The 14,792-nt window shown below is 39.6% G+C and carries 14 protein-coding genes and 1 tRNA gene; 5 read left to right on the forward strand and 10 right to left on the reverse strand.

Annotated elements, in window-relative coordinates; genetic code table 11:
* Positions 1-59 precede the first annotated feature (59 nt).
* Complete coding sequence (locus FLM47_RS10895; protein ID WP_178956383.1) at positions 60-605, reverse strand: GNAT family N-acetyltransferase; 546 nt, start codon at positions 603-605, stop codon at positions 60-62.
* 49 nt (positions 606-654) lie between these two features.
* Here FLM47_RS10895 and FLM47_RS10900 point away from each other — a divergent pair, with 49 nt between their 5' ends.
* Positions 655-1,020 carry a hypothetical protein gene (locus FLM47_RS10900; protein ID WP_008111315.1) on the forward strand — a complete coding sequence of 122 codons (366 nt, stop codon included), beginning with the start codon at positions 655-657 and terminating at the stop codon, positions 1,018-1,020.
* A gap of 71 nt (positions 1,021-1,091) precedes the next feature.
* Here the strand turns inward: FLM47_RS10900 and FLM47_RS10905 are convergent, their stop codons facing one another.
* Entirely contained in the window at positions 1,092-3,314 is a 2,223-nt protein-coding gene (locus FLM47_RS10905; protein ID WP_024602070.1) for a TonB-dependent receptor, read from the reverse strand.
* 373 nt (positions 3,315-3,687) lie between these two features.
* Here FLM47_RS10905 and FLM47_RS10910 point away from each other — a divergent pair, with 373 nt between their 5' ends.
* The 3 genes from FLM47_RS10910 (at position 3,688) to FLM47_RS10920 (ending at position 6,101) form a co-directional block, all read left to right on the forward strand.
* Positions 3,688-4,284: a LuxR C-terminal-related transcriptional regulator gene (locus tag FLM47_RS10910; protein WP_178956384.1), complete on the forward strand. Its 597-nt coding sequence runs from the start codon at positions 3,688-3,690 to the stop codon at positions 4,282-4,284.
* Between the two features lie 242 nt (positions 4,285-4,526).
* A complete protein-coding gene (locus FLM47_RS10915; RefSeq protein WP_024602068.1) occupies positions 4,527-5,681 on the forward strand; it encodes a porin in 1,155 nt (384 codons plus the stop codon).
* Between the two features lie 12 nt (positions 5,682-5,693).
* Positions 5,694-6,101 carry a phosphate ABC transporter substrate-binding protein gene (locus tag FLM47_RS10920; RefSeq protein WP_024602067.1) on the forward strand — a complete coding sequence of 136 codons (408 nt, stop codon included), beginning with the start codon at positions 5,694-5,696 and terminating at the stop codon, positions 6,099-6,101.
* Between the two features lie 104 nt (positions 6,102-6,205).
* Here the strand turns inward: FLM47_RS10920 and FLM47_RS10925 are convergent, their stop codons facing one another.
* The 8 genes from FLM47_RS10925 to rlmE form a co-directional block, all read right to left on the reverse strand.
* Positions 6,206-7,831 (reverse strand): methyl-accepting chemotaxis protein, encoded by a 1,626-nt coding sequence (locus tag FLM47_RS10925; RefSeq protein WP_024602066.1) that lies wholly within the window; start codon positions 7,829-7,831, stop codon positions 6,206-6,208.
* Positions 7,832-8,081: 250 nt separating this feature from the next.
* Positions 8,082-8,166: transfer RNA gene (locus tag FLM47_RS10930), tRNA-Leu, on the reverse strand.
* Between the two features lie 77 nt (positions 8,167-8,243).
* Positions 8,244-8,597, reverse strand: coding sequence for a preprotein translocase subunit SecG (gene secG, locus FLM47_RS10935; RefSeq protein WP_010388009.1), 354 nt, complete (start codon positions 8,595-8,597; stop codon positions 8,244-8,246).
* Between the two features lies 1 nt (position 8,598).
* On the reverse strand, positions 8,599-9,348 hold the full coding sequence (tpiA, locus tag FLM47_RS10940; RefSeq protein WP_178956385.1) for a triose-phosphate isomerase: 750 nt from the start codon (positions 9,346-9,348) through the stop codon (positions 8,599-8,601).
* A 72-nt stretch (positions 9,349-9,420) separates the two neighbouring features.
* Positions 9,421-10,770 carry a phosphoglucosamine mutase gene (gene glmM / locus FLM47_RS10945; protein ID WP_178956386.1) on the reverse strand — a complete coding sequence of 450 codons (1,350 nt, stop codon included), beginning with the start codon at positions 10,768-10,770 and terminating at the stop codon, positions 9,421-9,423.
* Positions 10,770-11,615 (reverse strand): dihydropteroate synthase, encoded by an 846-nt coding sequence (gene folP / locus FLM47_RS10950; protein WP_178956387.1) that lies wholly within the window; start codon positions 11,613-11,615, stop codon positions 10,770-10,772. Before folP ends, glmM begins: the two co-directional genes overlap by 1 nt.
* Positions 11,616-11,720: 105 nt before the next feature.
* Positions 11,721-13,694: an ATP-dependent zinc metalloprotease FtsH gene (gene ftsH, locus FLM47_RS10955; protein ID WP_256729743.1), complete on the reverse strand. Its 1,974-nt coding sequence runs from the start codon at positions 13,692-13,694 to the stop codon at positions 11,721-11,723.
* 66 nt (positions 13,695-13,760) lie between these two features.
* The gene (gene rlmE, locus FLM47_RS10960; protein WP_010388002.1) at positions 13,761-14,390 is read right to left on the reverse strand and encodes a 23S rRNA (uridine(2552)-2'-O)-methyltransferase RlmE; all 630 of its coding nucleotides are present in this window, start codon (positions 14,388-14,390) and stop codon (positions 13,761-13,763) included.
* Positions 14,391-14,478: 88 nt separating this feature from the next.
* Between rlmE and yhbY the strand changes: the two genes are divergently transcribed.
* Positions 14,479-14,775, forward strand: a complete 297-nt coding sequence (yhbY, locus tag FLM47_RS10965) for a ribosome assembly RNA-binding protein YhbY (RefSeq protein ID WP_008112687.1) — start codon at positions 14,479-14,481, stop codon at positions 14,773-14,775.
* Positions 14,776-14,792: the final 17 nt, after the last annotated feature.

Here is a 14,792-nt window from a genome sequence, read left to right on the forward strand (position 1 = left end):
GTAACAAACATCAGGTCAATATTTAGATGCTACATTTTTAAGGCTTAGGAAGTTTTAGCTCAACTGCACGGCTTTGAATAAAGCGCAGCAGTTAAGTTTGAGCCATCATCAGTATAAATATAATAGTGCTGTAGCTGCATACCGAGCTTTTTCATGATGTTAATTGAGCCAACGTTGGCGGTCAGCGCTGTGGCACTGATTGCCTTTACTTGCGACTGTTTTTCAATCGTTGAGCAAATCGCTTGTGCCGCCTCAGTTGCATAACCCTTACCCCAACTCGCTTGTTTAAATCGCCAGCCGACTTCAATATCACTAAAGTCAGGCGTATCTGAAAAAAAGCCCATCGGCCGAACAAGCACCCACCCTATAAAGGTATTGCCTTCACGCAGGGTTACCTGCCATAGCCCCCAACCTTGTTGCTCATTTCTATACGCAAGCATTCTTGGAATGCCTTTCGTTTTTATATCTTCAAGCGAAGTGGGTTTACCTTGTGTTAAATACTGCATAACGGCTGGATCTTGATCGAGCTCGAATAATTTCTGCCAATCTTTTTCGTCCATTAATTTAAAACTTAATCGTGTTGTTACAGCTATGTTCATTTTCATTGTTGTATAGTTACCTCTGAAATATATTTTTCACTAAAGGAGATAGTCAATGAAGAAATTAGCAGGTTTAGCATTATTAGGCACTTTAATTACACTAACAGGGTGTGAAGATGCCAACGAAGTGAAACAAGACGCCAAACAAACGAGCGCTGAAGTTCAAGAAAAGCTAAACGAAACGTGGAACGACGTTAAAGAAAAAACCAATGAGCTTAAAAATGACGAGTCATTTAATGAGCTGCTTGAAGAGAGTAAAGCGATGGGCTTAGACATGTACGATGACGGCAAAGAAGTAGCTGTTGATGCATGGATCAAAAGCAAAGAAGCGGCTGGCGAGCTAACTGAAAAAACGAAGCAAAAAGCACGTGAAATTGCAGCAGAAATTGAGCAAGCACGTGAAGAGCATAAAGAAGGTTAATTATTTTTAACCATAAAAAAAGGTAAGCCATGGCTTACCTTTTTTGTATTATTTTTAGAGTAAATTATGGGTTATAGTTCAAAGTCTTTTTTGAATTTTAAACCAAACTCACTACGGTCATTGCTGCGCATTACGCCAACAAAACCAGTTTGCTGCAGGCGACCTACATCGTAAACTTCGTTTAATACGTTCTCACCATATAGCGTTACTTCCATATCGCCGTATGGATTAGTGTAAGAAATATTAAAACCAACTAGCTCACGCGAATCAATCGTTTCACTTTTATTGAAAACTGACTGACCTTGCATTTCACTACGGTACGAGTAGTTGGCATTTAATGCAACCGTGCCACCATTGCTTAAATCAACAAAGTAAGATGGAGCAACCATCACCGTCCAACGAGGTGTCAGTGCTGGTGAGTCACCTTTACCAATACCTTGTACACCTTCAGCTACTTCTGTAATTTCAGAATCTAAGTAACCTACTGCAGTGCGAATAGTAAAGTCGTCGGTTAGTGCAATTGTGGTTTCAAGCTCAATACCTTGCGCTTTAGACTGGCCTGCATTTTCAACGATAGTTACAAAGCCACCGCCCGCGGTTGGATCTGAGAATGGCAGTGCTAAATCAGTGTAGTCAGTAACAAACATTGCAAGCATCATAGATACATTTTCATGTACCTGGCCCTTTAAACCAATCTCGTAGTTAACTGCTTTGGTTTCATCAAACGATACAAACTGATCCGGACCACCAAATGGGCGCGGTGGGAAACCACCTGTTTGGTAACCTTTTTGCACTTGACCGTATACATTCATATTATTGCTAAGCTGGTATGAAGCATTAACGTCCCATGTTACTGCATTAAAGTCTGCACTAATGTCTTTACGCTCAGGGAAGGTTGGGAAAATAGCATTCGCATCTTTTTTATCTTCTGAGTAACGAAGGCCACCGCCGATTGTTAAATCATCAGTTAAATCGTAACTACCGTTAATGTAAGCTGCGTATGAGTTTGTTTCTTGATTTATTTCAAAAAATCCAAAGCCACCAAATGAAGGAGTAACACCATCATTTAGCACACCATCTGGTGTATTAAACGGGCTAAATACAAAATCTTCAGAGCGAGTAAAGCCATCTTCATTAAAGAAGTATAGACCCGATACAAAGTCCATTTTATCAAACGTGGCGTTTAGCTGAAGTTCAAAAGAGTATTGATCTGCACCGCCCACTTCTGGGAACTCAGATAAGTTAAGTGGTGATGCATCATCATCTAAACCACCTTCATATTCAGAAGTACGGTAGCTTGAGATAAACTTGGCTGTATATGTGTTATTAATCGCCCAATCAGCTGTAAATGACGTACCCCAACCAGAATATGAAGTTGACTCAATACCGGCAACCGTTGTGCCTAAATCATCAGGGTTTTGAGGAATTAAGTCTTCAGTTAATAATGGGAAATCGCCATTAAAGACATCATTTGAATCTAATGAATCTGTCAGTTCAATAGTATAAGGTGATTGACCTGACTCATTATCAACGCCATCTAGCGAGAAAGTAAACGCTAAATCACTAGTTGCTTCATATTTAAGTGCTATACGACCACTAAACTCTTGCTCTTCACCAATTTCTTTTTCAGGGTTAGCTAAGTTTACTGCCGTACCTACCCCATTACGTTGTTTGTATGACGCACTGGCTGACATGCTTAGATCGTTAGTTAGTGCATTATTAAAGTAAATATCACCCGCAACTCGACCACGACTGCCCACTTTAGCGGTTGTTGTTAGAATACCTTCATCACCAGGTTGTTTAGTAATTACGTTTACTGCACCACCTAATGTGTTACGGCCATAAAGTGTGCCTTGTGGCCCACGTAGAACTTCAACTCGCTCTACATTAGGAAGTGATAAGTTAGACCCCATTTGACGACCTAAGTAAACACCATCTAGGTAAACACCTACGCCTGGATCGGTTGTTATAATGTGATCTTGCAAACCAATACCACGAATAAACACTGAGGCATGTGCAGCATTACCAACACCATAACGAGTAATGTTTAAGTTAGGAACGTATTTACCAATATCTTCTAAGTTACCCATATTGGCTTTATCAATAAGGTTAGCACCTATTGATGTAATCGCAGTTGGAGATTCGAACAAGCTCTCTGTACGTTTACGAGCTGTCACTTCAATTTTTTCAAACGCGTCTTGTTTGGCTGTCGTTTTAGCTTCTTGTGCATTTGCGGAAGTTGTTAGGGCTGCAATAACCGCTAAACTTAACTGTGAGAGGGTGCGTAATTTCAAGGTCTTCTCCAAAGGGTATTAATTTAATTATGCGTTATGCTGTGTAAACATAAATTGTAGGCATAAAAAAAGATGCGTTAGATGCATCTTTCCTCTGGGAGTTTATTATATTACAAAAACGCTACAATATGTACATTTAACTTTAGTTTACGTAAAAATTTATTTTTATCTTTTTAAGCTTAGCCAACTTACCTAAATAGCAATGCAAATTTAGCTTTAAATTAATACTTTAACATTAATTACCACCAGTATTATTTGTTAATTGAACATGCGCTTTGTTGCGAAAAACACATTAAAGCTATTTAAGATTATGACAATATCCAAACACCCTTTATATTTAAATATACTACAGAATCATTTTTAGGTGAAAAGCATGACAAAAAAACAGACCACGCAATCAGCTAACATGCTTTTTAACAACAACCATTATAGTCCATTATTTTTTACTACATTGAATAACGGCATATTATTAGTCTGTCATTCAGCACTCAATAGCCTTACAAATTACGAACTTTTGAGTCATTTTATGCAAACCAATAATTACCAAGGGTTAGTTATCTTTAATATTCCTAAAAATACTGATGCTGCTTCACTTAAAGAATGGCCAAATTTGAAAGGCCTTTTCTATCAAGATACCAATGAGGAACTATTTAACAGGGGGTTAGAAGCAATTAAACAAGGGGAGTTGTGGTTTCCACGTACTATCAGTGATATTTGGATGCGCCAAATGCTCGATTCAGAGCAAAAAACTGCTTTGCAAACAAATAACCTAACCGATAAAGAAATTAAAGTACTCAACCTACTTTTCAGTGGGCTTCATTCCAGTGCTATTGCTGATAGTTTATTTATAAGTGAAGCTACGGTAAGAGTGCACTTACATAAAATTTATAAAAAAATAGCGGTCAAGAATAAACAGCAGGCAATTCGATGGTGCCAAGACAACCTAAAAAATATGAATTCGCGTTCATAACTTAAAAAATAATTACTACTTAATACCTACTGTAGTAAATATCATCTCATTATAAATAACTCAAACAAGTCAATTAGTTACATTACCTGAAAATAAAAAAACCTTACTTTTCAATCACGGCCATGCCTTTTTGTTGCAAAAAAGCAGTAAAAAGGACTTAATTTATTAATTTTAATTAGAAAAAAGTTAATACTCATCTTATACTGCAACGGGATACACATGAAATTTAAATAGGATACACAATGAAAAAACTATCAGTTGCAGTAGCAATTTGTTGCGCACTTGCCACAAGCAATGCGAGTGCTGAAGTTCGTATTAATGGGTTTGCTTCTATTGTCGGTGGTAAGTCACTCGATAGTGATCAAACTTTATATGGATATGATGATGATATTTCATTTAAAAATGAAAGCGTATTTGCACTTCAGCTGACCGCTGACCTGCAAGAGAAGTTATCCGCTACAGCGCAAATAGTAGCTCGCGGTGAAAATGATTTTGACGCTGATTTTGAATGGGCATACATAACATATGAGTTCTCTGATGAGCTACAATTAAGCGCCGGTAAAATGCGCGCACCATTTTTTCGCTATTCTGACTTTTTAGATGTTGGCTATGCCTATCGTTGGGTTCGTCCACCACAATCCGTTTACAGACTGCCATTTTCAACCTATGAAGGGTTGAGTTTGTTATACACTTCACAATTAGGTGATTGGGATTCAACTTTACAGGTTATCTACGGTGGCTTTGAGGGTGATGTAGTAGCAGTTACTTATAACGACCAAGCAGAGTTAGATGATGTAGCAGGTATTAACTGGACACTCTCTTATGATTGGTTTAGTGCTCGTGCAGCTTACCTTGTAACAGACACTACTATGAAACTTGGGCAAAAAGATGAGAATGATCTAGCGGGGGTTCAAATAAACGCCCTAGAAAATATATTGCGCCAAAATGGATTAACGACTCAAGCTGACGATATTTCAATAAATGAAGATGATAGCTACTTCTTAGGTTTTGGCATTTCAATAGATTACAACAATATTCTATTTGACGCTGAATATACCGAATTTGAAGTTAAAGACAGTATATTAGCAAAGCAGTCTCAATATTACGCTTCTATTGGGTATCGTATGGATAACGTCATAGCTCATTTTACTTATGAAGATAATGACGACAAGCATGACTCATCAAGGTTTAATGCTATAGAGTCAGTGCCGACTCTAAATGCTGCAATAAATGGAGCCTTAGAAGGTACTCGTGCCCAAAGTAATGTATACACCATTGGTGCGCGCTATGACTTCCACCCAATGGCAGCATTAAAAGTAGATTTTAGTCGCTTCGAAAACGACATATCAAATACTGAAACTGATGTTATCGCCGTTGGCGTTGATTTAGTATTTTAATTGGAGCGAACAATGAAAAAATTAATTTTAGCCAGCATGCTAACACTATGTAGTACTGCAGCATTTGCTGAAGTTGCAGTAATCGTTAACCCAGCGAATGCCAATGCAATAAGCCAAGATGATATTAAAAAAATATACCTTGGCAAGAGCAAATCGTTTGCTGATGGTACCAAAGTAAACCCTGTTAACCAAAATGGTACTGCAGTGGCAGATGAGTTTAACGACAAGCTTGTTGGCAAATCAGGCAGCCAATTAAATGCTTATTGGTCAAAGCTAGTTTTTACTGGCAAAGGCACGCCTCCAGGTAAACTTGATAATGACCAAGCTGTGATTGATTTTGTAGCTGCTAATGCTGATGCAATTGGCTATATAGACAGCGCCAAAGCAAGTGATAAAGTTAAAGTAGTAGGTAAGTATTAACCTGCTAAATTAAAAATAAAAGCCCGTAACAAATACTTTGTTGCGGGCTTTTTTATGCCTATTATTTACAACCGTCATAAAACCTTAAAGTTTCGCCTTAACGACTACTCAATTTTAAACTTAGCAGTTGCATCTAATAGATTATCTGAAAGGTAATGTAAGTTTTTTGCCACATCTCTTACCGCTTTGAGTGAACTCATCGTATCTTCAAATGAAACATGCATATTCGATACGTTGTCTACTACCATCGCGGCCACAGAGGTTTGCTCTTCAGTTGCTGCTGCAATCTGCGAATTCATCCCATTAATTTCTAGTATTTGCTCTGCTATTTTTTCAATCGAGACACCGGTTTGCTCTGCTGCACTGGCATTATCTGTGGCCATGTCTCTTGCAGAAGTCATAGCCGTTACTGACTCATTGGCAGCCACACTTAATGTACTTAGTAACTCACGAATTTCATTAGTTGACTGTGCTGTGCGTGATGCAAGCTCGCGGACCTCATCTGCTACCACAGCAAAGCCACGACCATGCTCACCTGCACGCGCAGCTTCAATTGCAGCATTTAACGCCAACAAGTTTGTTTGTTCGGCAATGGAGGTAATTACATTGAGTATTTGCGATACATTTTTAGTGTCATCGGCTAATTTATTAATGGTGTTGGCCGCTATATTAATTTCATCGCTTAACGTACGCGACGCATTAACTGACATTTTGACTTGTACACGACTTTGATCTACTTCTTTTTCTGCTGTTTGCACAGCATTAGATGCGCTCGCTGCTGATTGTGAAATATCGCCAACGCTTTGCTTCATCTCTTCCATCGACTGCTTAACAACATCTGCATCGGTGGTTTGTTTAGTGGTTGCTCGCTCTGCTCGCTCCATCCCTTGCACAAGACGGGTTGAATTTTCCATTAGCGGTTCACATACCGCGATAACTTCTAAAACGGTTTCTCTCAGCAGACTAATAAAAGCATTAAAGTTTATAGATACCTGACCAATCTCGTCCTCTGAGTTAACAGCAAGCTTGGTGCTTAATGATCCTTTACCACTTGCTAAAAGACTTAGGTTATTAGCAGCATCACTGGCTGATGAACCAATATTACGTGCAATCCAAATAGCCATAAGCAAAAGCAATACTAATGATACAACCGCCACAACTAACATTAGATTAAGCGCATCATCTGATCGTGCTTTTGTATTGGCAACTAGCTGGAAAAAGCGATCATCTGCTTTTTGTTGTGCGTTTTTAAAGCTGGTTAAAACCGCCTCGAAAAGGCTTGTTTTAAGCTGCGCCTGTTGTTGTATTTTACTAAAATCAGCCGTGCCATTAACCATGCCATTAGCGATAGTTGCAGATATCTTTTCATAATTTTTCAGCCGCGTTTTTGTGTCGCTATCAATATATGATCCATTAATTGTTTCTATTGCGTCCAAATTCAAAATGAGCCGCTGATAAGTTTCACTCGCTTTTGTTACTAACTCTTGCTCGCCAAAGGTTACAGCCTGAGTGTATAACTCATCTAACTTTTCTAAAATGCTTACGTTGGCCAAGGTTAATTTAGCTACTTTATAAGAAGATTTCTCCATTTCATCAAGTGATATGCGATTTTCGTTCATAGCAAAGTAATTAACCAAAACAATTACTAAGAATGCGATTATCGCTATAGATGTAATTGCATGTATTTTTTTAGTAATGCTGAGGTTTTTAAAAGAGAAACCTGAAGCCATATTAATTTACCCCGTTTAATTATCTATAGTTATTATCGGCTTAATATAGAAAAATGTTAACTTTATTTTTAACTTTCGACGTTTTTTGTACATAAAATTAAATATACAACAATATTCTTTTATAAACACCAACAATTGAAATATAGAGTGTTCTACTCAATGTTCAACATTAATCCAAAAAGAGTTGTTTAATATTTTAAATTTCAGACACAAAAAAACCAGTAACATTGCTGTTACTGGTTTTTATATTTGGTGCGGATGGGGGGACTTGAACCCCCACGCCCGAAAGCACTACCCCCTCAAGGTAGCGTGTCTACCAATTCCACCACATCCGCATTTTTTAAGCTATTGCTTAGCGTTAAGTCTTAAAGCTAACTTGAGGAAAGAGAGCGACTTAACAATTTAAACTAAATTAATTTGGTACGTCAGAGCTTTGCTCTTTTGTAGATGTTACCGGAACATCTTCTTCAACTGGCGTCACAGTTTCAACAGCTGGAGCCGCTTCTAAGTTTTCCCACTCGTCAGTCTTTTTGATTTGACCGGCAGTTAAGTTACCTAAAACAATACTTAACACGAAGAAGATCGTTGCTAAAGTTGTTGTCGTTTTCGTCATAAAGTTACCGGCTCCTGAAGAACCAAAAACAGTAGACGATGCGCCTGCACCAAATGATGAGCCCATGTCAGCGCCTTTACCTTGCTGGATCAAAACCATACCAACAAGCGCTAACGCTACAATTAAATACACTACTAATAAAATTTCGTACATCTTATACGGTCCCTTTTGCACTATTGCAGATAGCAGTGAATGATTCTGCTTTTAAACTGGCGCCACCAATTAGGCCGCCGTCTATATCTGTTTGTGCAAATAATAATTCGCTATTTTTTTCATTAACGCTACCACCATATAAGATGGTTAGCCCTTGTGCTAAATCGCTGTCTAGTGAAGCAATCTTGTCACGGATAAATTTGTGAACACTTTGTGCCTGTTCAGGCGATGCAGTCTTACCTGTGCCTATAGCCCAAACGGGCTCATATGCTATCACAGATTCTTTCAGTGCTGCTACACCTAATTTATTAATTACTGCGTCAATCTGCGCAGCAACTACCTGTTCTGTTTGCCCGTTTTCTTGCTCTATTTCGCTCTCTCCAACACATAAAATAGGCGTTAAACCTACTTGTTGTGCGCGAGCAAATTTTGCCGCTACGGTGTCGTTGCTTTCTTTATATATACTGCGGCGTTCTGAGTGACCAACCAGTACATATGTTGCACCTAATTGCTTAATTAGCTGGGCATCTACTTCACCAGTAAAGGCACCTGGCGTATTCTCTGAAACAGTTTGTGTCCCAGTAGTTACACCACTGGCGACCATTGCTGATATCAGTGGAAACGGAGGAAATAAAACAATGCTTACTTCAGAAGATTTAACATCGTTAATAGCATCAGACAGTTGTTCAACAAGTTCTAATGAACCATTCATTTTCCAGTTGCCCGCGACCATCGCCTTGCGTGTTGCCATTTTTCCACTCCACATTAGAAAGCGGGCGAGATATTAACTCGACTCGCCCAAAGTTACAAGAGGTTATTGTTATCAATCAGTTTGTTTGCTCATAGATTCGACAACCGCTGCTATTTTTTGTGCGCTATCGATAACTATTTTTTCTTGTTCTGCTTCAACCATCACTCGTACAACAGGTTCAGTACCTGACTTACGAAGTAATACACGGCCTTTATCTGCTAAGCTTTGCTCTACTTCAGCTACTGCAGCAAGTACTTCTGGTGCTTGAGTTGGATCGGTACCGGCAGTGTATCGCACGTTAATCATTTTCATTGGGTACTTAGTAAATCCAGCGCCTAAATCTTGAAGTGTACGGTTTTGAGCCACCATAGCAGCAAGCACTTGTAAGCTTGAAATAATGCCATCGCCAGTGCTAATTAAGTCTAAATTTAAAACATGGCCTGAGCTCTCACCACCAATTTTCCAACCTTTTTGCTGCAGTAGTTCCATCACATAACGGTCACCCACTTTGCTACGAGCAAAAGCAATATTTTTTGCTTTTAAGGCATTTTCAAGACCCATATTAGACATGACAGTACCAACAACCCCCCCTCCTAAGTTGTCATCTTGGGCAGCTTGGCAGGCAATAATGTAAACTAAATCATCACCATCAAATACGCGGCCATTGTGGTCTACCATCATTACACGGTCGCCATCGCCATCATAGGCAATACCTACATCCGCTTTATGCTCAAGTACTTTACGCTTTAGTGTATCTACGTGAGTTGCGCCACATTCATGGTTAATATTTACCCCATTAGGCTCACATGCATGGGTTATCACCTCAGCGCCTAGCTCTCGCATAACTGAAGGCGCTATGTGATACGTTGCACCGTTGGCACAATCTAGGACTATTTTTAGCCCCTCAAGTGATAAACCTTGTGGAAACTGACTTTTACAAAATTCAATATAGCGGCCATCAGCGCTTGATAGGCGTGTTGCTTTACCTAGCTTATCAGAGGCAACACATGTCATTGGTTCATCAAGCATGGATTCTATTTGCAGCTCTACAACATCATCTAGTTTTAAGCCTTGGCCATTAAAAAACTTAATGCCGTTATCGTAATAAGGATTATGAGATGCGCTAATCACAATACCCGCTTCTGCGCGAAACGTTTGCGCTAAATATGCAACGGCAGGCGTTGGCATAGGACCAAGCAAAATAACATCAATACCGGCTGCAATTAAACCAGACTCCAATGCAGTTTCAAGCATATAACCAGAAATACGAGTATCTTTACCAATAATGACTTTTTTTGTGCCATGTTGTGATAATACGCGCCCTGCAGCCCAGCCTAATTTCATTGCAAATTCTGGATTAATAGGCCCTTGCCCAACTAGACCACGCACACCGTCTGTGCCAAAATATTTTCTTTCTTGCATTAAAGTACTCCTTGTTTGCAGGCTTGATATACGCCAAGCACGTCTGCGGTTTCTTTTACATCATGCACACGAATAATATGCGCACCGTTTTGTGCTGCTATTAATGCGCCAGCTAAACTACCAGCTAATCTATTTTCTGTATCTCTGTTGAGTAAATTACCAATCATTGACTTACGTGATAAACCCGCCAGCAGCGGTAAGCCAAACTGGGCAAAGTCATTAAATTGAGACAATATTTGATAATTGTGTTTAAGTGTTTTTCCAAAGCCAAAACCAGGGTCTAATATTAATTGGCTTTGTCTTATACCAGCAGTTTCGCATGCAGCGATGCGCTGGTTAAAAAAGTCATTTATCTCGCTTGCTAAATCATTATAGTGAGGGTCGTTTTGCATACTTCGCGGTTGTCCTTGCATATGCATTAAGCACACGACCACGTCAGGATACTGAGCAACCACCTCTAATGCACTAGGTTCTTGTAATGCTCGCACATCATTAACAATATCCGCACCAGCTTCAATGGCTTGACGCATGACTTCGGATTTACTGGTATCGATTGAAATAACGCAATCACTTTGCTCACGTATAGCCTTAATAATCGGAATAACGCGCTGCAGTTCATCTTCAAGAGTGACATCCGGCGCTCCTGGACGTGTTGATTCACCGCCGATATCTAAAATAGTCGCGCCGTCATCAAGTAATTGCATTGCATGTTTGAGTGCAGCTGTAATATTAAAAAACTGGCCACCATCTGAAAATGAATCAGGGGTAACGTTTACTATTCCCATAATAATGGGTTCGCTGAGATCAAGCGCTCGACCACGTGCAAGGTTAATTTTATTATTCATCGCTAACCTTAATATGTGTTTGTTAAGTGTAATTTGAGTTAATTACAGCAAACTGATACAAAAAAGCCCCGAAATTCGGGGCTTTTGGATTTGTTATTTTAACGATTATTCAGCTTTATCATCAAGGTTTGTTTCATCTTTTTTAGATTCATCTTTTTTAGAGTCGTCGTTTTTAGATTCGCTAGTTGGTTTTTGTATTTCATCAACAGCTTTATCTTTAGAAACATCTTCTTTTTCTGATTTAGCTTCATGTCGGTCATGCGCATCACGTGGTTCACGTACTGGCTGACGCGCCATTAAGTCATCAATTTGTTTGGCATCGATGGTTTCATACTTCATCAGTGCGTCTTTCATGGCATGCAAAATATCAATGTTTTCTTTCAATATTGATTCTGCACGTTGATAGTTGCGGTCTGAAAACAAGCGTACTTCTGCATCAATTACTTTTGCTGTTTCATCCGACATGCTCATAGAACGACCACCGCCGCCACCCATGTACATTTCATTTTGATCTTCAGCATAAAGTAATGGGCCTAGCTTTTCACTTAACCCCCATTGTGTAACCATTTTGCGAGCAATGTCAGTTGCACGTTCGATATCGTTACTTGCACCGGTAGTTACTTTGTCTTCACCATAAATAATGGCTTCAGCAATACGGCCACCATAAAGACTAGAGATCATAGACTCAAGTAACTCTTTTGAATGACTAACACGGTCTTGCTCTGGTAAATACATCGTCACACCTAGCGCACGGCCACGTGGAATAATAGATACTTTATAAACAGGATCGTGCTCTGGAACCATACGCCCAACAATGGCATGACCTGCTTCATGATAAGCTGTCATTTCTTTTTCTTGCTCGCTCATCACCATGGTCTTGCGTTCAGCACCCATCATGATTTTATCTTTTGCAGCGTCAAATTCAGCCATACTAACAACACGTTTATTACCACGTGCTGCATAAAGAGCCGCTTCATTCACTAAGTTAGCAAGATCTGCACCTGAGAAACCAGGTGTACCACGAGCAATCACTGCCGCTTCAACGTTATCACCTAAAGGTACTTTACGCATATGTACTTTTAGAATTTGTTCACGACCACGAATATCTGGTAAACCAACCACAACTTGGCGATCAAAACGGCCAGGGCGAAGTAATGCTGGGTCTAAAACATCCGGACGGTTAGTCGCAGCAATAACAATAATACCTTCATTGCCTTCGAAGCCATCCATCTCAACTAGCATTTGGTTAAGCGTTTGCTCACGTTCATCGTGACCGCCACCCATACCTGCGCCACGTTTACGTCCTACTGCATCGATTTCATCGATGAAGATGATACAGGGCGCTGCTTTTTTAGCTTGTTCGAACATGTCACGTACACGTGATGCACCTACACCCACAAACATTTCAACAAAATCAGAACCTGAAATAGTAAAGAATGGCACTTTTGCTTCACCGGCAACCGCCTTAGCAAGTAATGTTTTACCTGTACCAGGAGGACCGACCATAAGTACGCCCTTAGGAATACTGCCACCTAATTTTTGGAATTTAGATGGGTCGCGTAAAAAGTCCACCAGCTCGGTTACATCGTCTTTGGCTTCATCACAGCCAGCTACATCAGCAAAAGTCGTTTTGACTTGATCTTCACTCATTAAGCGGGCTTTACTCTTACCAAATGACATGGCGCCTTTGCCACCGCCACCTTGCATCTGACGCATGAAGAAAATCCACACACCAATTAGCAGAATCATAGGGAACCAAGAAATGAAAATACTTGCTAAAAACGATTGTTCCTCAGGTTTTACACCTTTGACATTTACATCGCTTTTTAACAAATCATTTAAAATATCTTTATCATAGATCGGCATAATCGTTTGAAAACGCTCGCCGCTATTTTTTATGCCAGTAATTGTGCCACTGCCACTTTCAATAGACACTTCTTGTATAGAGCCACTGCGGGCATCTTTAACAAATTGACTGTAACTTGTTTGACGATCAACTTGATCGCCGCCATTAAAGCTCTGAAATACTGACATAAGCACAACTGCAATAACCAGCCAGAGTATTAGATTTTTCGCCATATCGCTCAAGGGGTTAACCTCTTGTATCCAATTAATTTAAATTCAACTAAACGCCAAGCAACTGTACTACAGTTTGTATCCAGTCGCTACTATATATACTTCCCGAGAACGGGGACGCGAGGCATCCGGTTTACGTATCTTCACTGCTTTAAAACTATTACGTACATCTTGCAAATATTGATCAAAGCCTTCACCTTGGAATACTTTAACAATAAACGCGCCATTTTTCTTTAAAACTTGGTGGCACATATCAAGTGCAAGCTCAACCAAGTACATGCTCCCCGCCTGATCAACCGAGTTATTACCACTCATGTTAGGTGCCATATCAGACAATACCACATCTACATTTTTACCATCAATGCGTTTTAACAATGCATCAAGTACGGCCTCTTCACGAAAGTCACCTTGTAAAAAGTCAACACCCGCTAATGAATCCATAGGTAAAATATCACACGCAACCACTTGGCCTTTGTCACCTACTTTTTCTGCTAAGTATTGTGACCAACTCCCTGGGGCTGCGCCTAAATCAACCACTGTCATTGCTGGACGCAATAACTTATCTCTGTTTTGGATTTCGTCTAATTTGAAAACAGCTCGAGAGCGCCAGCCTTTTTTTTGCGCTTCTTGAACATATTTATCATCAAAATGTTCTTTAAGCCAACGCTGTGAACTGGCTGACTGTTTTTTATTTGTCATAAATTAACACGCAACTAATTAGTAATATTCTCTAGATGGCGTTAGAATACCCTTAATTCAAGCCATATTCAGCAAAATTTGTAATATCATGACATTATCAAACAAACAAAAGCAGTTTTTAAAAGGTCAGGCACATAGCCTTAAGCCTGTAGTTTTACTAGGTTCTAACGGTTTAACCGAAGGCGTAGTAGTTGAAATCCAAAGCGCACTAGAAATTCACGAATTAATTAAAGTGAAAGTGCCAACTGACGATCGTGAAACAAAAAAGCTTATTTTTGATGCCATAGTTCGCGAAACAGGAGCTACCAAACTACAAACAATCGGCCATACGATTGTGCTTTACCGTCAAAGCCCTGAGAAAAAAATTCAGTTACCTCGCGGCTAACAATCCGTTATAAATGA

The sequence above is a fragment of the Pseudoalteromonas sp. Scap06 genome (genome assembly GCF_013394165.1).
Lineage (GTDB): Bacteria > Pseudomonadota > Gammaproteobacteria > Enterobacterales > Alteromonadaceae > Pseudoalteromonas.